Raw genomic sequence first — 22310 nt, forward strand, 5'->3', positions numbered from 1 at the left:
CACTCCTTAAATAACCGGTTTAATCGAGGCGCCGCGGCCAATTGCGTAATAGGTAAAGCCGCGATTTTCCAAACGCTCCGGATCGTACAGGTTACGGCCATCGAAGATCACCGGCTGCTTCAACGCGCCCTTGATCACATCGAAGTCCGGCGCACGGAAGTTCTGCCACTCGGTGCAGATCACCAGCGCATCGGCGCCGTGCAATGCAGCCTCTTTGGTGCCCACCAGCTTCAAATCGTCACGCTGGCCATAGATGCGCTGAACTTCGTTCATCGCCTCCGGATCGTAGGCTTGAACGGTGGCGCCTGCGGCCCACAGCTGTTCCATCAGCACGCGGCTGGAAGCTTCACGCATGTCATCGGTATTCGGCTTGAACGCCAGCCCCCACAGCGCGAAGGTTTTGCCCTTCAGATCGCCGCCGAAGTAGTCGTTGATAAAGCTGTTCAGCTTGTCTTTCTGCTGATAGTTGACCTGCTCTACCGCCTGCAACAGCTTCGGTTGGTAACCGATCTGCTCCGCCGTACGGATCAGCGCCTGGACATCTTTCGGGAAGCAAGAGCCGCCGTAGCCGCAACCCGGGTAGATGAAGTGATAGCCGATGCGTGAGTCGGAACCGATGCCCTGACGCACTTTCTCAATGTCCGCGCCCAGCATTTCCGCCAGGTTGGACATTTCGTTCATAAAGCTGATCTTGGTCGCCAGCATGCAGTTAGCGGCATATTTGGTCAGCTCCGCGCTGCGGATATCCATCATGATCATGCGATCGTGATTGCGGTTAAACGGTTCGTACAGCTCGCGAATAGGCTCGATCACATCTTTATTGTCGGTACCGATCACGATGCGCTCAGGACGCATGCAGTCTGCCACCGCCGCGCCTTCCTTCAGGAATTCCGGGTTGGATACCACGTCAAACGGCACGTTGCTGCCGCGTTTCGCCAGCGTTTCAGCCATCACCTGACGCACCTTGTCCGCCGTACCGACCGGCACGGTGGATTTGTCGATCACCACTTTGCGATCGGTCATGTGCTCGGCGATAGTGCGCGCCACCGCGGTGACATACTTCAGATCGGCGGAACCGTCTTCATCCGGCGGCGTGCCGACGGCGATGAACTGGATAGTCCCGTGCGCCACGCCCGCTTTGGCATCGGTGGTGAAATGCAGACGGCCGGCCTCATAGTTTTGCTGCACCAGCGGCGTCAGGCCCGGTTCGAAAATCGGGATATTCCCTTTTTTCAGGTTTTCGACTTTTCGCTCATCGACGTCAATACACATAACGTCATGGCCTACTTCAGCCAGTACGGCGGCCTGCACCAGACCCACATAACCAATACCAAAAACTGTTACTTTCATGTGAAAATCCTAGTTTTTCAAATTAAGACGAAAGATCACTCAATTACTTCTTGTCAGCGGCAACAACCTGTTGCAGCCACTGAGAAAATTCTTTGCCCAGGCTGGCATGGCGCATGCCGTATTCCACGAAGGCCTGCATGTAACCCAGTTTGTTACCGCAGTCATGGCTCACGCCTTTCAGGTGATACGCTTCCACCGTTTCCTGCTGCATCAGCATTTCGATGCTGTCAGTCAGCTGAATTTCGTCGCCGGCGCCCGGAGGCGTTTTCGCCAACAGCGGCCAGATATCGGCGGAGAGGACATAACGACCGACAATCGCCAGGTTGGAAGGCGCTTTCTCCGGCGACGGCTTCTCGACCACGCTGACCATCGGCGCGCTTTCGCCCGGATGCAATTCGACGCCTTTACAGTCTGCTACGCCGTAGTTGCCAACATCTTTATGCGGCACAGGTTCAACCATGATCTGGCTGATGCCGGTGGTTTCGAAGCGCTGCAGCATGTCGTGCAAGTTGTCTTTTTTCGGATCGGCGCTGTATTCGTCAAGGATCACGTCCGGCAACACCACCGCGACCGGCTCATCGCCCACCATCGGGTAGGCGCACATAATCGCGTGCCCCAAGCCTTTGGCATTCCCTTGGCGGACTTGCATTACGGTAACGCCCTTCGGGCAGATTGACTGCACTTCATCGAGCAGTTGACGCTTGACGCGTTTTTCCAGCATCGCTTCCAGTTCGAAACTGGTATCAAAATGGTTTTCGATCGAGTTCTTGGAGGAGTGGGTGACCAGCACAATCTCGTTAATCCCTGCCGCAATGCACTCATTGACGACGTATTGGATCAGCGGTTTATCAACCAGCGGCAACATTTCTTTCGGAATGGCTTTGGTGGCCGGCAACATCCGCGTACCCAAGCCTGCAACCGGGATCACGGCTTTTCTGACTTTGCGATTTACAGCAGGCATTATTTCCTCTCTTAAAGCTGAAGCGCTCATTTTATGAGCTTGGGCTCGATATAAAAAAACCTTCGGAGTATACCAGCTTATGCGCGCCTGGCATTAACCAGAACACAAATAGAAAACATTTAGGACTATTACCCGTTCTGATAATCGGGAGAAAAAATAAACGGTTTAATTACCGATAAGTGAATAGCTTAAGATATCGCCGATCAACGTCCATTATTCGGCGCTGAGCATCAGCCGCAATCGGCCGCCGCTGCCCCATACCTGACATTGCCAGGCCGTACAGCGTTGACTGATCTGGTTCATGTAGGTAGCGCCCAGCGTGCCCAGCGGCACGCCGTTGCTCAGCTGAATTTGATTGTCGCCGGTATTGACGTTGGCATGCAGCCCGGCGGAAACCAGAATCAGGTTTTTATTTTCGGCGTGATAATATCCCAGCAACAGCGGGAATTGGCCCTCTAATTTCCCCTGCCGCAATAATTGATTAACCTGCTTTAACAATGCCGACATTTGCGGCAGGCGATGTTGTTGATTAGCCAGATGGTCTTGCAGCAACCCATTAAATAATGCGCGCAACAGCAGCGCCGCCAATACGCCATTATCACCGGCGCGCGTGACGTCCAGGCAATAGAACGCCAGGTCTTTTTCTGACAATGCCGCGATATCCAGCACCAGCCCGGGATTTTCGCCCGTGGTTAACTGGCGATAGTTGATCCGGCAATGCGCAATGGTTTGCTGCACCGGCGGCTGCAATTGCTTAAGCAGTTTGACGGCTTCGGAAGGATTCTTGCTCAGCGCGTCCCAATCCTGAAACAGCTCAACCTCTTCAATCGCCTGGGAGGTGAACATATTGGGGTATAAACACGCCAGCACCGCCTCACGCAGGCGATTGAGATCGGTCAGCGGCTTCAGCAGCACATCTTGTACGCCCAAACGCAGCACCTTGGCGATGTCCGCCATCTTGTCGGTAGCGGAGATCACCAGCACCGGGATCTGCAGCCCCTGCAGACGCAGGTGTTCAACGAATTCGATGCCGCCCATTTCCGGCATCGCGAGATCGCACAGAATCAGATCCGGCTTGAAGTCATCGACGGCACTCAGCGCCTGTAAACCGTTGGTCGCCTCGCCGGTTTCAGCGCCCAGCGAGGTCAGATAACCGACCAGCACGGAACGAAAAACCTGTTCGTCCTCAACGATCAAGATACGCTTGTGAGTGAGTGGTAATGCCATCAGCCGAGCCTCGTCCCTTTCCATAGTGTAATAGTGGCTCAAAAAGGTCACTTATGCTCGTCTGAAACAGACCAACCGCGCATTGCCAACCAAGAACCGAGAATTATCTATTTTTTATCAACGGCAACAACCGATCCAGTTGTTTTTCAACCGCCAGCAACCCCGCCTCGATCGCTTCATCGGCGCGGTGGAAATCCAGCGTTGAGATCTGAGGGCAAAAAGGCTGGATCAAAACGTCCGGCGGATCGCTCGCCATCCGGTTGCGCTTCAGGCGATTTTCCAGCATTTGAATCGACGTGCTCATAATCTCCATCGCCGTCGGCGCCGTCGTCGGTTTGCGCTTGCGCATTCTGCCGACGCGCTCCCGCAGGCGCCCGCGCCAGGTCTCCGCAGGCGTATCGTCCGGGCTTTCGTCCTCGCCGCGTATCGAAAACAGATCCTGCTGCATCAAATGCGCGTCATGCTGCAGATCGACCGCAATGACAATATCGGCACCCAGCGCCCGGCAGAGCGATACCGGTACCGGATTGACCACTGCGCCGTCCACCAGCCAATAGCCGTCGGCCCACACTGGCGCCAATAGGCCGGGCATGCTGCAAGAAGCGCGCACCGCCTGATGAATATCGCCTTCGGTCAGCCACAGTTCGCGGCCGGTGCTGAGATTGGTCGTCACGGCGCCGAACTTCAGCGCACATTCGGCAATATCATTGATCTTCAACAGTTGCCCGACGGCAGTGAACACCCGATCGCCGCGCAACAAACCGCCGCGCTGCCAGGAAAAATCCATCAGACGAATGACGTCCCAATAGCTGAACGACCGCACCCACTGCTCCATTACCGGCAAACGGTGACTGGCGAATGCCGCCCCCACCAACGCACCGACAGAGCAGCCGGCAACGATATCGACCTCAATCCCCAGTTTCTTTAACGCATTGATCACGCCGATGTGCGCCCAGCCTTTAGCCGAGCCCGCCCCCAGCGCCAGTCCGATCTTGATTTGCCGCATAGCGCCATCCTCTCGGTAAAAGGTGTTCTCTGCTTTCAGGGTAGATTGTCACTGACGAATATTGTTAGGTAACATATGCGCTAAATTCATTTTCAGCCTCGTTTTCTCAGGAGTTATTTTGCCCGAATCATGCCCATGCGGCAGCGGACTGGCGTATAACGCGTGCTGCGCCCCTTTTATCAGCGGCAGTCAGCCGGCGCCGACGCCCGGCCAACTGATGCGTTCACGCTTCACCGCCTACGTGAATCATAACGTCGACTATCTGATCGCCACCTGGCACCCCGACTGCGGCGCCGAAGCATGGCGCAATGCGATCGTCGACAGTTTCAAAAACACCGAATGGCTGGGCTTGACGATCGTCGAGGAGCAAACCGGCCATGAGCCGGACGAAGGCTTCGTCGAATTCATCGCCCGCTTCACCGATGGCGAAAGCGGTGAGCCCCAGGCGATGCATGAGCGCTCACGCTTCCTTCGTCGCGATCAACGTTGGTATTATATCGACGGCAGCAAACCCCAGCCCGGCCGAAATGCGATATGTCCCTGCGGCTCAGGGAAAAAATATAAGAAGTGCTGCGGGCGCTAGCCGGCCGGCGCTTCACGTTAACGCCTGCGCAGACAGGCCGTTCAGTATCAGACAGGATCCTCAAACCCATGCCACACCAAAATGTACAACGAAAAGTGTTACGCACCATCTGCCCGGACGCCAAAGGGCTGATCGCCAAGATCACCAACATCTGTTACAAGCACGAGCTCAATATCGTCCAGAATAATGAGTTCGTCGATCACCGCACCGGGCGTTTCTTCATGCGCACCGAGCTGGAAGGCATTTTCAACGACAACACGCTGCTGGCCGATCTGGACAGCGCCCTGCCGGAAGGTTCGCTGCGTGAGTTGCACAGCACCGGACGTCGGCGCATCGTGGTGCTGGTCACCAAAGAGGCGCACTGCTTGGGCGATCTGTTGATGAAAAGCGCCTATGGCGGCCTCGACGTTGAGATCGCCGCCGTAATCGGCAACCACGACACGCTGCAAACGCTGGTGGAGCGTTTCGATATTCCTTTCCATCTGGTGAGCCACGAAGGATTGACGCGCGAACAGCACGACCGCGAAATGACGGCCAAGATCGATCAATATCAGCCGGACTACGTGGTGTTGGCCAAATACATGCGCGTGCTGACGCCGGCCTTCGTGCAACATTATCCGAATCAGGTGATCAACATTCACCATTCGTTCCTGCCGGCGTTTATCGGCGCGCGGCCTTATCACCAGGCCTACGAACGCGGAGTTAAAATCATCGGCGCCACGGCTCACTACGTTAACGACAATCTCGACGAAGGCCCGATCATCATGCAGGACGTGATCCACGTCGATCACACCTATTCCGCCGAGGATATGATGCGCGCCGGCCGCGACGTAGAGAAAAACGTGCTCAGCCGAGCCCTGTATCAGGTGTTGGCGCAGCGCGTCTTCGTCTACGGCAATCGCACCGTTATTCTGTAATCGCTCAATAAATCGGTGCATTTCGTTCAGGGATGCACCGCCAAGAATAAAAAAACGGCAAACGATTCATTTTCTGCATTTCAATGCTTTACACATCCGCTTCATTTGATATGATGCGCCCCGCTTACCGAGACAGCGCTCTCGCAAGCAAGGCCAGTTAAATAGCCATGTATATGGTGGGGTTCCCGAGCGGCCAAAGGGAGCAGACTGTAAATCTGCCGTCACTGACTTCGAAGGTTCGAATCCTTCCCCCACCACCATCTTCTCTCCGCCAGGAGCGAAGACGCAACAAAGAAACCGGCCAGGTTTCTTCTGGATAAAACCAGAACAACAATTTGTAAACCCATGAATACCATGGTGGGGTTCCCGAGCGGCCAAAGGGAGCAGACTGTAAATCTGCCGTCACTGACTTCGAAGGTTCGAATCCTTCCCCCACCACCATCTTTTACAGAAAATCCCAAAACCCACTTAAAGCACATCGCATCCAACACGTTGCATCCAATGTTCTCGTATCAATAAATCAAGTTATCTCCCCTTATTAACCGCTTTCATCCAGACGTTTTATTTCTCTCCTCCGCCCGTAACTTGAACTCCGGCCGACAATTCGCTATACCACTGGCTTCTTTAGTGCAGTAAGGAACAGGTGGATGCGAAACAATATTTGCGTTTTTTGTGGCGCCAGCGAAGGCGTCAATCCCGCTTATGCCGAGCAGGCTCGCCAATTGGGGCAATTGCTGGCCGCACAGGGACGCCGTTTAATCTATGGCGGCGGCAAAAAAGGACTGATGGGGATTGTGGCGGACGCGGTGTTGGCGGCGGGCGGTGAAGCTGTCGGCATTATCCCCGAGCGCCTGGTTGAAGCGGAAACGGCGCATCGCGGCCTGACTGAATTGGAAGTGGTGCCAGACATGCATACGCGCAAAGCCCGTATGGCGGCGCTGGCGGACAGTTTTATCGCCCTGCCCGGCGGCATCGGCACGCTGGAAGAGCTGTTTGAAATCTGGACCTGGGGGCAAATCGGGTATCACAACAAACCGGTCGGCCTGCTGAACGTCAACGGTTTCTACCGCCCACTGAGCCAGTTCCTCGAACACGTCGCCGATCAGGGCTTCATGCGCCACGACTATCTCGGTACGCTGCACATCAGCGAATCGGCGCAAACGCTGCTGCAACAGTTTGACGACTATCAACCCAAAAATTACGACCGCTGGGCGAAATAAAGCCGGCTGCGCAGTCAGCGGGCTCGCCGCTGTCTGCGTTACATTTCCCGCCAAACTCTGCTACTATCACAGCACATTTTTCTCGTGAAAACGGCACCGCTCATGAAGTTTGTCTCTTTTAATATCAATGGACTGCGCGCGCGTCCGCATCAGCTGGCGGCAATTATCGAACAGCACCAGCCCGACGTGATCGGTCTGCAGGAAACCAAAGTTCACGATGACATGTTCCCATTGGAAGAAGTCAGCCAGCACGGCTATCACGTGTTCTATCACGGGCAAAAAGGCCATTACGGCGTGGCGCTGCTGACCAAAGCGGAGCCCCTGGCCGTGCGCCGCGGCTTCCCGACCGATGAAGAAGACGCGCAGCGTCGCATCATCATGGCCGATCTGGCTACGCCGCAGGGCACGCTGACGGTGATCAACGGCTACTTCCCGCAAGGTGAAAGCCGCGACCACCCGATCAAATTCCCGGCTAAAACACGCTTTTATCAGGATCTGCAAAACTACCTGGAGCAGCAGCTATCGGCGGAATCCCCGGTGCTGATCATGGGCGACATGAATATCAGCCCCAGCGATTACGATATCGGCATCGGCGAAGACAACCGCAAACGCTGGCTGCGCACCGGTAAATGCTCCTTCCTGCCGGAAGAGCGCGAATGGATGGATCGCCTGCTGAACTGGGGCCTGGTCGATACCTACCGCCACGCCAACCCGGGGCGCAACGACGAGTTTTCGTGGTTCGACTACCGCTCCAAAGGGTTCGACGACAACCGCGGCCTGCGTATCGATCTGCTGCTGGCCAGCACCCCGCTGGCTTCGCGCTGCATCGCCACCGGCATCGATTACCAAACCCGCGGCATGGAGAAACCTTCCGACCATGCGCCGGTCTGGGCGGAATTTACGCTGTAACCCCATCACCCCGGCGCCCGCTGGGGTTTTACTCTGTGAAGCCAATGAAAATTATCGACGTGGTAGCCGCCATTCTGGAACAAAATGGCCGCATTTTGCTGGCCCAGCGTGGCGCAGACAGCGATCAGGCCGGTCTGTGGGAGTTTCCCGGCGGCAAAGTTGAGCCGGGTGAAAGCCAACCGCAGGCGCTGGCGCGCGAACTGGATGAAGAATTGGGGATTTGCGCCCGTATCGGCAACTATGTGGGCAGCAATCAGTGGCAGCAAGGCGAACGCCTCATCCGGCTGCACGCCTGGCAAGTCGCGGAGTTCTCCGGTGAACTGCAACAGCGCTGCCACTCGGCGCTGGTCTGGGTCACGCCGCAACAGGCGCAAGAATATACCCTGGCCCCGGCCGACGTTCCACTGCTGGCGGACTACATCGCCGCGCAAGGCTATGCGCGCTAAGCGCGGCGATAGGTTACATGGTCACTTCTTCAATCGCACCCAAATCAAGGGGTTGGTGCCGATGGTGTTAGGCTCACGCACGCACTGCAGCACTTCGCCTTCGACTTTGAGCACCGCGCCTTCGGAATAGTTTTGATTCTGGTAGACGCAACAGCGGTTGCAGGGTTGCGCCGGTGGCGAATTGGCGCCGTTTTTCGCCGTCCCCCAAATCTCCGGCGAAACCGGCAACACCACGTCCACATCGCCCCGGTTGGCGGCCGCCAGGCCGCAGTAGGCCAGGGCAGCGGCAGCCAGCACCCCATTGAGTCCGTGCTTCATTCACTCTTCTCCTGCGCCTTGCCGGCGCTTTTACTGCGTTTTTTGCCTCCGCTGGAAGGCGGCGGCGGCAACCCACGGAACGCCATGCTCGCCCGGCTCTGCTTGGCCTGATAAATCAGCTCTTGCAGCGTGCCGACCAACGGCTGCATAAAGTCCTGATAACGGCAGGATTTCTCACTGATTTGCGTCAGCGTTGCCTCCCAGTTGGCCGTCATATCAGGACGCGCAGCAAGATCCGGCAGCGAGTGAATCAACGCGCGCCCGGTTTCGCTGGAGTGAATATAGCGTCCCTTCTTGTACAGAAACGCCCGTTTGAACAGCAATTCGATGATCCCCGCTCGCGTCGCTTCCGTACCTAAACCATCGGTCGCCCGCAGGATTTTCTTTAGCGCTTTATCTTGTACGAAGCGCGCGATGCCGGTCATGGCCGACAACAGACTGGCGTCGGTAAACGGCCGCGGGGGCTGCGTCTGGCGCTCCACCACCTCACCGCGCTCACACAGCAGCTCATCATCTTTAGCCACCACCGGCAGCGGTGCGCCTTCATTTTCTTCGTCGCGTTCCTTGCTCCCCAGCAGCGTACGCCAACCGGCTTCCGCCAGGAAACGCGCCTTGGCGATAAATTTGCCGCCGGCGATATCCAGCTCAATCACGCATTTGCGGAATACCGCATCCGGACAAAACTGCATCAGATACTGGCGCGCCACCAGCCCATACACGTTCCGTTCATCCTGCGTCAGATTAATCTTGCCGGCACGGGCGGTGGGAATGATAGCGTGGTGCGCATCGACTTTTTTATCGTCCCAGCAGCGGTTGCGGCGATCGCTGTCGATCACCGGCTGCGGATACAGCTCAGGCTGGTGCACGCTGATGGCGTTCAGCACCGCGTGACGGCCGGCGAAATGTTCTTCCGGCAGGTAGCGGCAGTCGGAACGCGGATAGGTGATTAATTTATGAGTTTCGTACAACCGCTGGCAAACGTCCAGCACCTGTTGGGCGCTGAGGTTATAACGCCGGGCCGCTTCGATTTGCAGCGTGGAGAGCGAAAACGGCAGCGGCGCGGTATCTGATTCCCGCTTATCGTTATAGGACGTGACCAGCGCCGGCTGGCCCTCGATGCGCTTGACCACGTGCTCCGCCAACGGCCGGTGCAGCAAGCGCCCCTCTTCGTCCTGATAAGGCTCGCACGACTCGCTGGGCTGCCACAGCGCCACGAAACGCTCTTCTTTCGGCGTAACGATGTGCGCCTTGACCTCAAAGAAGTCTTTCGGCACGAAGTTTTCGATCTCTTCATCGCGCCGCACCACCAACCCCAGCACCGGCGTCTGCACCCTGCCCACCGACAACACGCCGTCATAACCGGCGTTGCGGCCCAGCAGCGTATAAGCGCGGGTCATATTGATGCCGTACAGCCAGTCGGCGCGTGAGCGCGCAAGGGCGGACACGCACAGCGGGATGAAGTCACGGTTGTCGCGCAGGCGTTCAACCGCGCGCTCCACCGCCTGCGGGTTGAGATCGTTGATCAGACAGCGGCGCACGTTCTGGCGTTTTTCCGGCGTCAGATCCAGGTAGTCCAGCACCTCATCCACCAGCAGCTGCCCTTCACGATCCGGGTCGCCGGCGTGAACCACTTCATCGGCTTCAAGCAGCAACTTTTTAATGGCGTTGAGCTGTTTACTGACCGAAGGCCGCGGCTGCAACCGCCATTTTTCGGGAATGATCGGCAGATCCGCCAACGACCAGCGCGCATAGCGGCTGTCATAAGCGTCAGGCTGAGCCTGCTCCAACAGGTGACCGACGCACCAGGTCACCACATCGTTGTTGCCGCAGGCGATATACCCGTCGCCGCGGCGATGCGGCTTGGGCAATACGTCGGCAATGGCGCGCGCCAAACTCGGTTTCTCGGCTATGAACAGTCGCATTATTCACCGTTTTTCTGGCTGAACGTCATCAAGAATTCTCTTACTTCTGCATAGTTCCCACGGAAGACAATCCGCTGGGCTTTCTTTTCCAACTGATAGCAATACATCGGATCGTAGTACTGCTGCAACAGGGGCGCCAGCCACTCGCGGTGCGCCTCGCCCTGGCCGCTGAGCCGCTGTGTCCGCAGCGCCGCTTCCAGTCGTTGCGTCAGCTGCTGGAAGCGTTCTAGCCCCAGGCGGCGGCGTATGGCAAACAGGCCGTGGTGCAGATAGTCGTCGTACTGTCGCCAGCCCTCTTCCATGCCATAGGCCTGTTCGAACTGTTCGCGCATGCCGTCGATATATTCCGCCTGCAAACGCGCCAGGCGAATGTCGAACGGATCGTCGATCACCGCCACCGGCGCCTGCTGCATCCCATTGAACAACGGCAGCGGCAAATTGTTGCTGCCGATGATCCGCCCTTCGTCTTCCAGCACCCAACGGCGGCTGCCACCATGCTGTTTTTTCAGCAATAACACAGCCAGACGATTCTCAAAATCGATCTGCGAGCTCTGGCCCGCCAGCGTTCGACCAAAAGATGAACCGCGATGGCGCGCCACGCCTTCCAGATCGACGCCGTCGGCCAGTTCGTTGACCAGCAACGTCTTGCCGCTGCCGGTATTGCCGCCCACCAGGGCTATCGGCAATGCTGCGCTTTGCGCCAGCACGCCGAGCAAATAATTGCGCAGCGCCTTGTAACCGCCAATGATCCGCGGGTACTCGACGCCGGCCTCATGCAGCCATTGCTGCACCAGCTGCGAGCGTAGACCGCCGCGGAAGCAATAGAGATAGCCTTCGGGCCGCTGCGCACAGGCCGCCAGCCAGGCGGCGGTGCGCTGTTCGCGCAGTTTGCCGTTCACCAGACTGTGGCCGAGCGCTATCGCCGCTTGCTGCCCATGCTGTTTATAGCAGGTGCCCACCGCCTGCCGCTCGCTGTCGATCATCAGCGGCAGGTTCAGCGCCTGAGCGAAGGCGCCCTGGTGAAACTCGATCGGCGCGCGCACGTCAATCAGCGGCACGTCCTGCAGGAAAATGCGTTGGTAATTGTCGCTGTCCGGCCTTCCTTGCATGTTGGACACTACACGACCTCGATCAGCGGCTTATCGGCCGATGCCACATGCAGCTCGCCGATGGCGTTGAGCGTAATGCCATGCTGTTCGGCAATCGCCAGCACCTGCGCTTCCGCCTCCGGCAATACCGCCAACAGCAAACCGCCGGAGGTCTGAGGATCGCACAGCAACTGGCGCTGCAGATCGCTCATCTCGCCCACCAGATGGCCATAGCTGTCGAAGTTGCGCCCGGTACCGCCCGGCACGCAGCCCTCGGCAATATACGCCTCGACGTCCGGCAGCTTCGGCACCCGATCGAACCAGACCGTCGCCTGCAGGCCGGAACCCTGACATACCTCGCTCAGGTGGCCCAGCAGGCCAAAACCGGTGATGTCGGTCATCGCCGTGACGCCCGCCACCTCGGCAAAGTCGGCGCCCGGCTTGTTAAGGCGGCACATCACGTCCGTCGCCAGCCCCTGATGTTCGGGGCGCAGCTTGCTTTGCTTCTCGGCGGTCGTCAGCACGCCGATGCCCAGCGGCTTGGTCAGATAGAGTTTAGCCCCGGCCCGCGCGGCGCTGTTCTTCTTCACCCGCTCGGTATTGACCACGCCGGTGACCGCCAGGCCGAAGATAGGTTCAGGCGCATCGATGGAGTGGCCGCCGGCCAGCGCGATCCCCGCCTGCTGGCAGGCGAAACGCCCACCGTCGATCACCTGCTGCGCCACCTCCGGCGGCAGTTTGGCGATCGGCCAGCCGAGAATGGCGATCGCCATGATCGGTTTGCCGCCCATGGCGTACACGTCGCTGATGGCGTTAGCGGCGGCGATGCGGCCGAAATCGAACGGATCGTCGACGATCGGCATGAAGAAGTCGGTGGTGCTGATAATGCCGACGCCGTTGCCGATGTCATATACCGCCGCGTCGTCGCGGGTTTCATTGCCGACCAGCAGACGCGGATCGACAAATTTCTCCCGCTCGCTGTGCAGGATGGTTTCGAGAACTTTCGGTGAGATTTTGCAGCCGCAGCCAGCGCCATGGCTGTACTGGGTTAAACGGATCGCTGGCGATGTCATAGTCCACTCCCTTCGATAACGGCACTCAAGATAACATAGGGTAGCGCTTGCCGAGGGGATTGATAAGAGCGTGCCGCCGATAAGCGAACGGCCTGCTCAGAAACCATGCAATTTTGCGGGGTTTGGCGCATTTTCGCCGCGCCCCGTCGGATAATACTTAGAAATAGCTGACGAAAGGCGTGCTGTCCGGCGGCGTCACTTTGGTGGCGGCCTTCAGCTGCGGCGTGCCCAGATAGAGGAAACCGACGATCTCATCCTGCTCGCGGCAACCGAAGGCTTCACGCACCAGCGCATGCTCGGTCCAGGCGCCGGTGCGCCAGATGCCGTTAAAGCCCTGCGCCAGCGCCGCCATCTGCATCGCCTGCACGGCGCAACCGGCGGAAACCACCTGCTCCCAGCGCGGCACCTTGGTTTCTTCAGTGCAATGCGCGATGACGGTGATGATCAGCGGTGCGCGGAACGGCGCCTTGGTGGCTTTTTCGATCGCCGCTTCATCCAACTGATCCTGCTTCGCCGCCGCCTGCAGCAGCTGACTGAAGCGCTCCAGGCCCTGATTCTCGATCATCACGAAACGCCACGGCTGCAGCGCGCCGTGATCGGGCGCACGCAGGCCCGCGTTGATGATGTTTTGGCGCACTTCCCCCGCCGGCGCCGGTTCCGCCAGGCGCGAAGCCGAGCGACGATTCAATAAAAGATCCAGAGCATCCATCGTAAACTCCTGATAACAATTTTCATTCCGGCCACGTTAACATAGCTAAACGGCGAGTTACAGCCTCGGCGATAGCGTCTGTGTGCCACGATTTAAAGCTGACATTTACCCGGCCGCTCATTAGGATAGCGGAACATTCTCGACTCTTGTTGGAGAGCACATGCGCACATTGTGGCAAATTATTGCCGGCATTTTCCGGTGGACATGGCGTCTGCTGAATTTTATCAGGGAACTGATCCTTAACCTGTTCCTGGTCCTGCTGATCCTGGTTGGGGTCGGCATCTATCTGTCCTTCCAAAGTTCCTCCACCTCGACGGCCCCGGCGCGCGGCGCGCTGTTGGTCGATTTAAGCGGCGTGGTGGTCGATCAGCCTTCGGTAAACAACCGGGTGCGGCAATGGGGGCGTGAACTGTTGGGCGCCTCCAGCAGCCGCCTGCAGGAGAACTCGCTGTTCGACGTGGTAGACAGCATCCGCAAGGCCAAAGACGACAAAAACATTACCGGCATGGTGTTGCAGCTGAATGACTTCGCCGGCGCCGATCAGCCGTCGCTGCGCTATATCGGCAAAGCGCTGCGCGAGTTCCGCGACAGCGGCAAACCGATCTTCGCCATCGGCGACAGTTATAATCAAACGCAATACTACCTGGCCAGCTACGCCAACAAGGTCTACCTCTCGCCGCAGGGCGCGGTCGATCTGCACGGTTTCGCCACCAACAACCTGTATTACAAGTCGTTGCTGGACATGCTCAAGGTCACCACCAATATCTTCCGCGTCGGCACCTATAAATCAGCGGTCGAACCGCTGATCCGCGACGACATGTCCCCGGCGGCGCGCGAAGCGGACAGCCGCTGGATTGGCGGTCTGTGGCAGAACTATCTGGAAACCGTGGCAGCCAACCGGCAGCTGACGCCGCAGCAGCTGTTCCCCGGCGCAGCCGGCGTGCTGAGCGGCCTGCAGGCGGCAGGCGGCGACACCGCCCGCTATGCGCTGGACAATAAGCTGGTGGACGAGCTGGCGTCGCGCACCGCGATCGAAAATCAGCTGGTCAAAACCTTCGGCTGGGACAAACAGGCGAACGATTTCAACGCCATCAGCATCTACGACTACCAGCCGAAGCCGGACGCCAACCAGGGCGGTAAGATCGCCGTGGTGTTCGCCAACGGCGCCATCATGGACGGCCCGCAGACGCCGGGCAACGTCGGGGGCGACACCACCGCCGCCGAGCTGCGTCAGGCCCGTCTGGATCCGGCCGTCAAAGCCGTGGTGTTCCGCGTCAACAGCCCTGGCGGCAGCGTCAGCGCGTCCGAAGTGATCCGCTCCGAGCTGGCCGCCGTGCGCGCCGCCGGCAAACCGGTGGTGGTGTCGATGGGCGGCATGGCCGCGTCGGGCGGTTACTGGGTCTCGACGCCGGCCGACTACATCATCGCCAGCCCGAGCACGCTGACCGGCTCCATCGGCATTTTCGGCATCATCAATACCTACGAGAAAACCCTGGATACGCTGGGCGTGCACACCGACGGCGTGGCGACATCGCCGCTGGCCGATATCGCGGTCACCAAGGCGTTGCCGCAGGAGTTCTCGCAGATGATGCAGCTGAATATCGAAAACGGGTATAAGAACTTCCTCGATCTGGTCGCCAAATCACGCAAGATGACCCCGCAGCAGGTTGACCAAATCGCGCAGGGCCACGTGTGGCTCGGCAGCGACGCCAAGGCCAACGGCCTGGTCGATCAGTTGGGCGATTTCGACGATGCGGTGAAGAAAGCCGCTGAGCTGGCGAAACTGCAACAGTGGCAGCTCGACTGGTTCGTCGACACTCCGAGCCTGAGCGATATGGTGCTCAGCCAGTTCGGCGTTTCCATTCACGCCATGCTGCCGGCGGCGATTCAGGCCATGCTGCCTGCCCCGCTGGCCTCGGTCGCCAATGCGGTGAAAGAGCAACCGGGTTTGTTCAATAACTTGAACGATCCGCAGAACCGTTACGCGATCTGTCTGACCTGCGGAGAAGTCCGCTAACAAATAATTCTGCAGCCCGGCCTCCGCCGGGCTTTTTTTCTGCCGCCATGTCCCTATAATTCAGCCCATCTTATCTTTGTTAAAATCATAACCATGCAAAAGAAATCCATTTACGTCGCCTACACCGGCGGCACCATCGGCATGCAGCGTTCCGAGCACGGCTATATTCCGGTTTCCGGCCACCTGCAGCGTCAGCTGGCGCTGATGCCGGAATTCCATCGGCCGGAGATGCCGGATTTCACCATTCATGAATACGCGCCGCTCATCGATTCCTCGGACATGACGCCGGAAGACTGGCAGCACATCGCCGACGACATCAAACAGAACTACGATCGCTACGACGGCTTCGTGATCCTGCACGGCACCGATACCATGGCGTTCACCGCCTCGGCGCTCTCCTTCATGCTGGAGAACCTGGCCAAACCGGTGATCGTCACCGGCTCGCAGATTCCGCTGGCGGAGCTGCGCTCCGATGGCCAAACCAATCTGCTGAATGCACTGTACCTGGCGGCCAACCATCCGGTGAACGAAGTCAGCCTGTTCTTCAACAACAAGCTGTTCCGCGGCAACCGCACTACCAAAGCGCACGCCGACGGCTTCGACGCTTTCGCGTCACCCAACCTGCCGCCGCTGCTGGAAGCCGGTATCCACATTCGTCGCCAGCACGGCATCGACAGCCCGGTTTGCAACGGTGCGTTGCAGGTACATGACATCACGCCACAACCGATCGGCGTCGTCACCATCTATCCGGGCATTTCCGGCGCGGTGGTGCGCAACTTCCTGCTGCAGCCGGTCAAGGCGCTGATCTTACGCTCCTACGGCGTCGGCAACGCGCCGCAGAAGGCCGAGCTGATCGACGAGTTGCGCGCGGCTTCCGAACGCGGCATCGTAGTGGTCAACCTGACGCAGTGCATCTCCGGGCGCGTCAATATGGAAGGCTACGCCACCGGCAACGCGCTGGCGCACGCCGGGGTGATCAGCGGTTTCGACATGACGGTGGAAGCCGCTCTGACCAAGCTGCACTACCTGTTGAGCCAGCCGCTGACGCCGGAACAAATCCGCGCCCTGATGCAGCAAGATCTGCGCGGCGAGCTGAGCATCAACGGTTAACCTACCGATCTTTGGAGCGGCGATGAAAACGGCCCTGTTGTTGATCGATCTGCAAAACGACTTCTGCCCCGGCGGCGCGCTGGCGGTCACGGCGGGCGACGCCGTCATCCCGGTCGCCAATCAGGCGATCGCCGCCTGCCTGGCGCGCGGCGAACCGGTGGTGGCCAGCCAGGACTGGCATCCCGCCAATCACCGCAGCTTTGCGGTGAACTCCGATGCGCAAGTCGGCACCCTCGGTGAACTGGAAGGTTTGCCGCAGGTGTGGTGGCCGGTGCACTGCGTGCAAGGGAGCCTCGGCGCCGATTTTCATCCTCAACTGCAGCGGCAACACATCAATGCCGTCTTTCGCAAAGGACAGGATACGGACATCGACAGCTATAGCGCGTTCTTCGATAACGGCCACCGGGCGCAGACCGAACTGCACGGCTGGCTGCAATCGCAGGGCATTCAGCGGCTGGCGATCATGGGCCTGGCAACCGACTATTGCGTGAAGTTCAGCGTGCTGGATGCGCTGGCTGCCGGCTATCCGACGCAGGTGATCGTCGACGGCTGCCGCGGCGTGAATCTGCAGCCGGACGACAGTGAGCGGGCGCTGCAGGAAATGGCGCGCGCCGGCGCGCAGCTAGTTACCCTGTCACAATTTCTCACCAATTAAATCCTGCCGGGCGCTATCGGCGCCCTCTCTGGGCGGCGGCGAAAATATCGACGCCGCTCACAATGCTGTTCTTCTTCTCCTCCAGCCGCTTGTGACCGGCAGGCGCTTTTGCTGTTATGGCAGCGACGCTTTTGGCGTCAAACGGTTATACGCATCCGGGGCCCGCTGAGCCCGGCTTTATTGTGACCGCTACTGGCGGTACGGTCGGCCTTGCCGATCCCAAGGAGACAAACATGAAAATAACCCGAAAACTGCTGCCTTTGCTGGCAGCGGTGCAGTTGGCTATCGCCGGTATCGGCGCGGCTCAGGCGGCCTATCTCTCCGTCGGCTACTTCAACGGCGGCGGCGACATCACCGCCGGCCCCGGTGGTGACATCGACAAGCTGGACGTGACGCAAATCACCCACCTCAACTATTCGTTTGGCCTGATCTACAACGACGAGAAAGACGAAACCAATGCGGCGCTGAAAGACCCCGCTCGCCGCCATCAGATCTACCTGTCGCCGAAAGTCACGGCCGATCTGCAACGTCTGCCGGTGCTGCGCAAACAGAACCCCGAGCTGAAAGTGCTGTTGTCGGTCGGAGGCTGGGGCGCACGCGGTTTCTCCGGCGCCGCCGCCACCGCGGAAAACCGGGCGATTTTCATTCGCTCCGCGTTGCAGGTGATCGAGCAGTACCGGCTGGATGGGATCGATCTGGACTGGGAATACCCGGTAAACGGCGCCTGGGGTTTGGTGGAAAGCCAACCGGCAGACCGCGACAACTTCACCCTGCTGCTGAAAGAACTTCATCAGGCGCTGGGTAAAGGCAAACTGTTGACCATCGCCGTCGGGGCCAACGTCAAAAGCCCACGTGAATGGGTCGATGTAAAAAATATTGCGCCCTACCTCAATTACATCAATCTGATGACTTACGACATGGCTTACGGCACGCAGTACTTCAATGCCAACCTGTACGATTCAACGCGTTGGCCAACCGTAGCCGCCGCCGATCGCTACAGCGCCGATAACGTAGTAAAGCATTATCTGGGCGCCGGTCTGAAACCGGCGCAGATGAACCTCGGGATCGGTTTCTACGGCCGGGTGCCGAAACGGGCGACCGAGGCAGGCATCGACTGGGACAAACCGGATGCCGCCAACCATCCGGTGACGCAGCCTTACTTCAGCGCGCGAGAAATCGCCCTGTTCCGCACGCTGGGATTGGATCTCAGCAAAGACACTTATTTTAAATACCGCGATATCGTCAACAAATTGCTCAACGATCCGCAGCAGCGTTTTCGCGAGCACTGGGATGACGACGCCAAAGTGCCATACCTGACGCTGCAATCCGCCGAAGGCAAGCCGCTGTTCGCCATCTCGTACGAGAACCCGCGTTCGGTGGCCATTAAGGCCGATTACATCAAAAGCCAGGGATTGGGCGGTGCGATGTTCTGGGAATACGGCTCAGACGATAACAACCGGCTGGCGCAGCAGCTGGCGGAATCGCTGGGCATAAAGGGCGAGAAACGTTGAATCGACGGGGCGATGGCGACATCGCCCCGCTTTAGGAGTGGAGCCTTACTGCGGCTTGAGTTTCACCAGCGGCTCGGCAACGAACTGCTGCTTCAGCTCTTGTTTGCTCTTCATCACGATCTGCCCGTCGGTGCCGATGCTCATATGCTGCGGATCGACGTTGTTCATCGACTGCCACAGCATCACCGCCTGTAGGCTGTTTTCCTTTTGCTCCGGCGTCAGCGCCACGCCGTCCGGCCATTTGCCCAGTTCAACCGCCTGCACCAGGCGTTGGTATATCTCGGGCGTCATCGCCGCAATCAGATCTTTCACGTCCATCAGGGCCCTTCTCGCTTACGGAAGAATAATTAGCTGAATCGATTTTGTTGGTTAAATTACCGCTTAACCGGCCGTTTGATCGCCATTTTCGCCATCGGTGAAACTCAGCGAGGCGGAGTTGACGCAGTAACGGTCACCGGTCGGCTGCGGGCCATCGGGGAATACATGCCCCAGGTGCGCGTCGCAGTGGCCACAGCGGATTTCAACACGATGCATATTATGTGAATTATCATCAAGATAACGGATTGCATCGGCGGAAACCGGCTCGTAAAAGCTGGGCCAGCCGCAGCCGGAATCGTATTTGGTTTCGGAATAGAACAGCGGCTGGTTACAGCACAGACAATGGTACACGCCCTCACGCTTGTTATGCAGCAATTTGCCGCTAAACGGCGCTTCGGTGCCACGCTGTTGCGTGACATAACGTTGGATTTCATTCAGTTCCGTGACCGGATGAGCGGGGGTTGTCTCTTTAGCCATTTGTGCTTATCTCTGAATGTGGATAATGTCAACGAAAACAATGATTAATAATAACAAAAAATTAACACCGCTGCAGGGGTTTTTGGCCTAAACTGTAGCCCATAAAGGCCACGTCACGATGATATGTGATAGCGATCACACATCTTGCGTATGCTGACTTTATACTTGGCGGCTTGTCCCCATATAACGGATGAGGCCGAGCGCAAATGGACTGTGCAATAAGCGTGCAAAACCACCCTTCCGGTTTGACTTGCCGCAAGTATTGACACGATTCCGCTTGACGCTGGGTAAGGTTTTTGTAATTTTACAACCAACCTTTTATTCACTAACAAATAGCTGGTGGAATATATGACTATCAAAGTAGGTATCAACGGTTTTGGCCGTATCGGTCGCATTGTTTTCCGTGCTGCTCAAGAGCGTTCTGACATCGAGATCGTTGCAATCAACGACCTGTTGGACGCAGAGTACATGGCTTACATGCTGAAGTATGACTCTACTCACGGCCGTTTCAACGGTACGGTAGAAGTTAAAGACGGCCATCTGGTTGTTAACGGCAAAACCATCCGTGTTACCGCAGAGAAAGACCCGGCTAACCTGAAGTGGAACGAAGTGGGCGTTGATGTGGTTGCTGAAGCGACCGGTATCTTCCTGACCGACGAAACCGCGCGTAAACACATCACCGCCGGCGCTAAAAAAGTGGTTCTGACTGGCCCATCCAAAGATGCGACCCCAATGTTCGTTCGCGGCGCCAACTTTGACAAATATGCCGGCCAGGACATCGTTTCCAACGCCTCTTGCACCACCAACTGCCTGGCGCCGCTGGCTAAAGTCATCAACGACAACTTCGGTATCGTTGAAGGCCTGATGACCACCGTTCACGCCACCACCGCGACTCAGAAAACCGTTGATGGCCCGTCTCACAAAGACTGGCGCGGCGGCCGCGGCGCATCCCAGAACATCATCCCTTCTTCTACCGGCGCAGCGAAAGCGGTTGGCGTGGTTCTGCCAGAGCTGAAAGGCAAACTGACCGGCATGGCGTTCCGCGTACCGACCCCTAACGTGTCCGTTGTTGACCTGACCGTGCGTCTGGAAAAACCGGCTACCTACGAAGAAATCAAGAAAGCCATCAAAGACGCCGCTGAAGGCTCTATGAAAGGCGTTCTGGGCTATGTTGAAGACGACGTGGTTTCCACCGACTTCAACGGCGAAGTGCTGACTTCCGTGTTCGATGCCAAAGCCGGTATCGCACTGAACGACAACTTCGTGAAACTGGTTTCCTGGTACGACAACGAAACCGGCTACTCCAACAAGGTTCTGGATCTGATCGCTCACATCTCCAAGTAATGGCATGATGTTAAGCTGATAATGAGGGCGACATTTTTTTGTCGCCCTTTTTTTACCCGTCATCTTTCGAGTCACAGCGTTGTTCGCTGCACACACTCACCTCAGTCACTGTCTAAGCATGCGCCTGAGGGCCTGGTTGTGACCCGAAAGCTAATAGGGTCCATTTCTATTTCCGGCAAACAATAGGTTATGAAATGAACGAGAAAATTTTCACCCTGCCCGTTTCCGAACAGATTTCTCCTTATATCAGCCAGCGCCAACTCGATGAGCTGGGCGTGGTGGTCGTGTCGCACCCGAAAGTGCGCGCGGCGGTCGCGCTGCAGGGCGCCCATTTGCTGGCCTGGCAGCCTAGCGGTGAGCAGCCGGTGATTTGGCTCAGCAACAACACGCCTTTCGCCAAAGGCAAGGCCATCCGCGGCGGCGTGCCGATCTGCTGGCCGTGGTTCGGCCCGGTGGCGCAACCCTCCCACGGGTTCGCCCGCAACCAGCCCTGGAGCCTGACGGCGCACGATGAAGATGACAACGGCGTCATCCTGACCTTTACGCTGAAAGACAATGAGCAGACCCGCAAGCTGTGGCCGCACGCCTTCACGCTGATTGCTCGCTTCAAGCTGGGTGAAGAGTGCGAGATCGAACTGGAATCGCACGGCGATTATCAAGCCACGGCGGCGCTGCACAGCTACTTCCAGGTTGGCGATATCGATCGGGTCAGCGTGGCGGGCCTGGGCGAACCTTATATTGATAAGGTGGCGGGCGGCGTCGAAGCGCGTCAGACGGGCGAAGTGACCTTCGTCGGCCAAACCGACCGCGTCTATACCCGTCCGGAGGCCTTCAGCCTGATCCGCGATCCGGCGCTCGCACGCACCATCGAGGTTCATCACCATCATATGAGCGACGTTATCGCCTGGAACCCCGGCGTAGAGCTGTCCTGCAGCATGGGAGACATGCCGAACGACGGTTACAAGACCATGGTCTGCGTTGAGACCGGGCGCGTCAGCAAACCGCTGCTCGCCGCCGGCGAACAACCCGCCCGTTTGGGTGTGACCTTCCGCAGCCGTAAAAAGGCCTGAAACCCCGTGCGCGTCAGCGCACTACGGATGTGCAAAAGGGGCGCTCGCGCCCCTTTTTGATGCACGCCATGCACACTTA

Annotated in this window: 22 protein-coding genes and 2 tRNA genes; 13 read left to right on the forward strand and 11 right to left on the reverse strand. The window is 58.1% G+C overall.

Features of this window, described 5'->3' with window-relative positions:
* Nucleotides 1-6: 6 nt before the first annotated feature.
* The 4 genes from SERRSCBI_RS12815 to rssA all read right to left on the reverse strand — a co-directional run bounded on the left by SERRSCBI_RS12815 (nt 7) and on the right by rssA (nt 4544).
* Entirely contained in the window at nt 7-1350 is a 1344-nt protein-coding gene (locus SERRSCBI_RS12815; RefSeq protein WP_042784706.1) for a UDP-glucose/GDP-mannose dehydrogenase family protein, read from the reverse strand.
* A 43-nt stretch (nt 1351-1393) separates the two neighbouring features.
* Nucleotides 1394-2311 carry a UTP--glucose-1-phosphate uridylyltransferase GalU gene (galU, locus tag SERRSCBI_RS12820; RefSeq protein ID WP_033650221.1) on the reverse strand — a complete coding sequence of 306 codons (918 nt, stop codon included), beginning with the start codon at nt 2309-2311 and terminating at the stop codon, nt 1394-1396.
* A 213-nt stretch (nt 2312-2524) separates the two neighbouring features.
* Nucleotides 2525-3538 carry a two-component system response regulator RssB gene (gene rssB / locus SERRSCBI_RS12825; RefSeq protein WP_042784707.1) on the reverse strand — a complete coding sequence of 338 codons (1014 nt, stop codon included), beginning with the start codon at nt 3536-3538 and terminating at the stop codon, nt 2525-2527.
* A 103-nt stretch (nt 3539-3641) separates the two neighbouring features.
* A complete protein-coding gene (gene rssA / locus SERRSCBI_RS12830) occupies nt 3642-4544 on the reverse strand; it encodes a patatin-like phospholipase RssA (RefSeq protein ID WP_042784708.1) in 903 nt (300 codons plus the stop codon).
* Between the two features lie 118 nt (nt 4545-4662).
* Between rssA and SERRSCBI_RS12835 the strand changes: the two genes are divergently transcribed.
* From SERRSCBI_RS12835 to SERRSCBI_RS12865, 7 genes are all read left to right on the forward strand, one after another.
* The gene (locus SERRSCBI_RS12835) at nt 4663-5127 is read left to right on the forward strand and encodes a YchJ family protein (RefSeq protein ID WP_033643306.1); all 465 of its coding nucleotides are present in this window, start codon (nt 4663-4665) and stop codon (nt 5125-5127) included.
* A gap of 68 nt (nt 5128-5195) precedes the next feature.
* Nucleotides 5196-6044, forward strand: a complete 849-nt coding sequence (purU, locus tag SERRSCBI_RS12840; protein WP_004932187.1) for a formyltetrahydrofolate deformylase — start codon at nt 5196-5198, stop codon at nt 6042-6044.
* 175 nt (nt 6045-6219) lie between these two features.
* Nucleotides 6220-6304: transfer RNA gene (locus SERRSCBI_RS12845), tRNA-Tyr, on the forward strand.
* A 96-nt stretch (nt 6305-6400) separates the two neighbouring features.
* Nucleotides 6401-6485, forward strand: a tRNA-Tyr gene (locus tag SERRSCBI_RS12850).
* A gap of 206 nt (nt 6486-6691) precedes the next feature.
* Entirely contained in the window at nt 6692-7264 is a 573-nt protein-coding gene (locus SERRSCBI_RS12855; RefSeq protein ID WP_004932190.1) for a TIGR00730 family Rossman fold protein, read from the forward strand.
* A 102-nt stretch (nt 7265-7366) separates the two neighbouring features.
* Nucleotides 7367-8173 carry an exodeoxyribonuclease III gene (xthA, locus tag SERRSCBI_RS12860; protein ID WP_004932192.1) on the forward strand — a complete coding sequence of 269 codons (807 nt, stop codon included), beginning with the start codon at nt 7367-7369 and terminating at the stop codon, nt 8171-8173.
* Between the two features lie 44 nt (nt 8174-8217).
* Nucleotides 8218-8619 (forward strand): pyrimidine (deoxy)nucleoside triphosphate diphosphatase, encoded by a 402-nt coding sequence (locus SERRSCBI_RS12865; protein WP_042784709.1) that lies wholly within the window; start codon nt 8218-8220, stop codon nt 8617-8619.
* 21 nt (nt 8620-8640) lie between these two features.
* Here SERRSCBI_RS12865 and SERRSCBI_RS12870 read toward each other — a convergent pair whose 3' ends face one another.
* The 5 genes from SERRSCBI_RS12870 to SERRSCBI_RS12890 all read right to left on the reverse strand — a co-directional run bounded on the left by SERRSCBI_RS12870 (nt 8641) and on the right by SERRSCBI_RS12890 (nt 13729).
* Nucleotides 8641-8937, reverse strand: coding sequence for a YnjH family protein (locus SERRSCBI_RS12870; protein WP_033643308.1), 297 nt, complete (start codon nt 8935-8937; stop codon nt 8641-8643).
* Nucleotides 8934-10859, reverse strand: a complete 1926-nt coding sequence (locus tag SERRSCBI_RS12875) for a DNA topoisomerase III (protein WP_042784710.1) — start codon at nt 10857-10859, stop codon at nt 8934-8936. The genes SERRSCBI_RS12870 and SERRSCBI_RS12875 overlap by 4 nt, the downstream gene beginning before the upstream one ends.
* Complete coding sequence (gene mnmH, locus SERRSCBI_RS12880; protein WP_042785713.1) at nt 10859-11968, reverse strand: tRNA 2-selenouridine(34) synthase MnmH; 1110 nt, start codon at nt 11966-11968, stop codon at nt 10859-10861. Before mnmH ends, SERRSCBI_RS12875 begins: the two co-directional genes overlap by 1 nt.
* 8 nt (nt 11969-11976) lie before the next feature.
* On the reverse strand, nt 11977-13020 hold the full coding sequence (selD, locus tag SERRSCBI_RS12885) for a selenide, water dikinase SelD (protein WP_042784711.1): 1044 nt from the start codon (nt 13018-13020) through the stop codon (nt 11977-11979).
* Between the two features lie 157 nt (nt 13021-13177).
* Nucleotides 13178-13729 carry an NAD(P)H nitroreductase gene (locus tag SERRSCBI_RS12890; protein WP_004932204.1) on the reverse strand — a complete coding sequence of 184 codons (552 nt, stop codon included), beginning with the start codon at nt 13727-13729 and terminating at the stop codon, nt 13178-13180.
* Nucleotides 13730-13889: 160 nt separating this feature from the next.
* Between SERRSCBI_RS12890 and sppA the strand changes: the two genes are divergently transcribed.
* From sppA to SERRSCBI_RS12910, 4 genes are all read left to right on the forward strand, one after another.
* Nucleotides 13890-15746, forward strand: coding sequence for a signal peptide peptidase SppA (gene sppA, locus SERRSCBI_RS12895; protein WP_033643311.1), 1857 nt, complete (start codon nt 13890-13892; stop codon nt 15744-15746).
* A gap of 93 nt (nt 15747-15839) precedes the next feature.
* Nucleotides 15840-16856: an asparaginase gene (gene ansA, locus SERRSCBI_RS12900; protein WP_033643312.1), complete on the forward strand. Its 1017-nt coding sequence runs from the start codon at nt 15840-15842 to the stop codon at nt 16854-16856.
* Nucleotides 16857-16878: 22 nt separating this feature from the next.
* Complete coding sequence (gene pncA / locus SERRSCBI_RS12905; RefSeq protein ID WP_042784712.1) at nt 16879-17511, forward strand: bifunctional nicotinamidase/pyrazinamidase; 633 nt, start codon at nt 16879-16881, stop codon at nt 17509-17511.
* A 233-nt stretch (nt 17512-17744) separates the two neighbouring features.
* The gene (locus tag SERRSCBI_RS12910; RefSeq protein ID WP_042784713.1) at nt 17745-19022 is read left to right on the forward strand and encodes a glycoside hydrolase family 18 protein; all 1278 of its coding nucleotides are present in this window, start codon (nt 17745-17747) and stop codon (nt 19020-19022) included.
* A gap of 45 nt (nt 19023-19067) precedes the next feature.
* Here SERRSCBI_RS12910 and SERRSCBI_RS12915 read toward each other — a convergent pair whose 3' ends face one another.
* Nucleotides 19068-19340, reverse strand: a complete 273-nt coding sequence (locus SERRSCBI_RS12915; protein ID WP_004932218.1) for a YeaC family protein — start codon at nt 19338-19340, stop codon at nt 19068-19070.
* 63 nt (nt 19341-19403) lie between these two features.
* Nucleotides 19404-19817 (reverse strand): peptide-methionine (R)-S-oxide reductase MsrB, encoded by a 414-nt coding sequence (gene msrB / locus SERRSCBI_RS12920; protein WP_033643315.1) that lies wholly within the window; start codon nt 19815-19817, stop codon nt 19404-19406.
* A 348-nt stretch (nt 19818-20165) separates the two neighbouring features.
* Between msrB and gapA the strand changes: the two genes are divergently transcribed.
* A complete protein-coding gene (gene gapA / locus SERRSCBI_RS12925; protein WP_016927474.1) occupies nt 20166-21161 on the forward strand; it encodes a glyceraldehyde-3-phosphate dehydrogenase in 996 nt (331 codons plus the stop codon).
* A gap of 194 nt (nt 21162-21355) precedes the next feature.
* Entirely contained in the window at nt 21356-22231 is an 876-nt protein-coding gene (locus SERRSCBI_RS12930; RefSeq protein ID WP_042784714.1) for a D-hexose-6-phosphate mutarotase, read from the forward strand.
* The last annotated feature ends 79 nt before the right edge of the window (nt 22232-22310 follow it).

This window comes from Serratia sp. SCBI, assembly GCF_000747565.1.
Classification (GTDB): domain Bacteria; phylum Pseudomonadota; class Gammaproteobacteria; order Enterobacterales; family Enterobacteriaceae; genus Serratia; species Serratia ureilytica.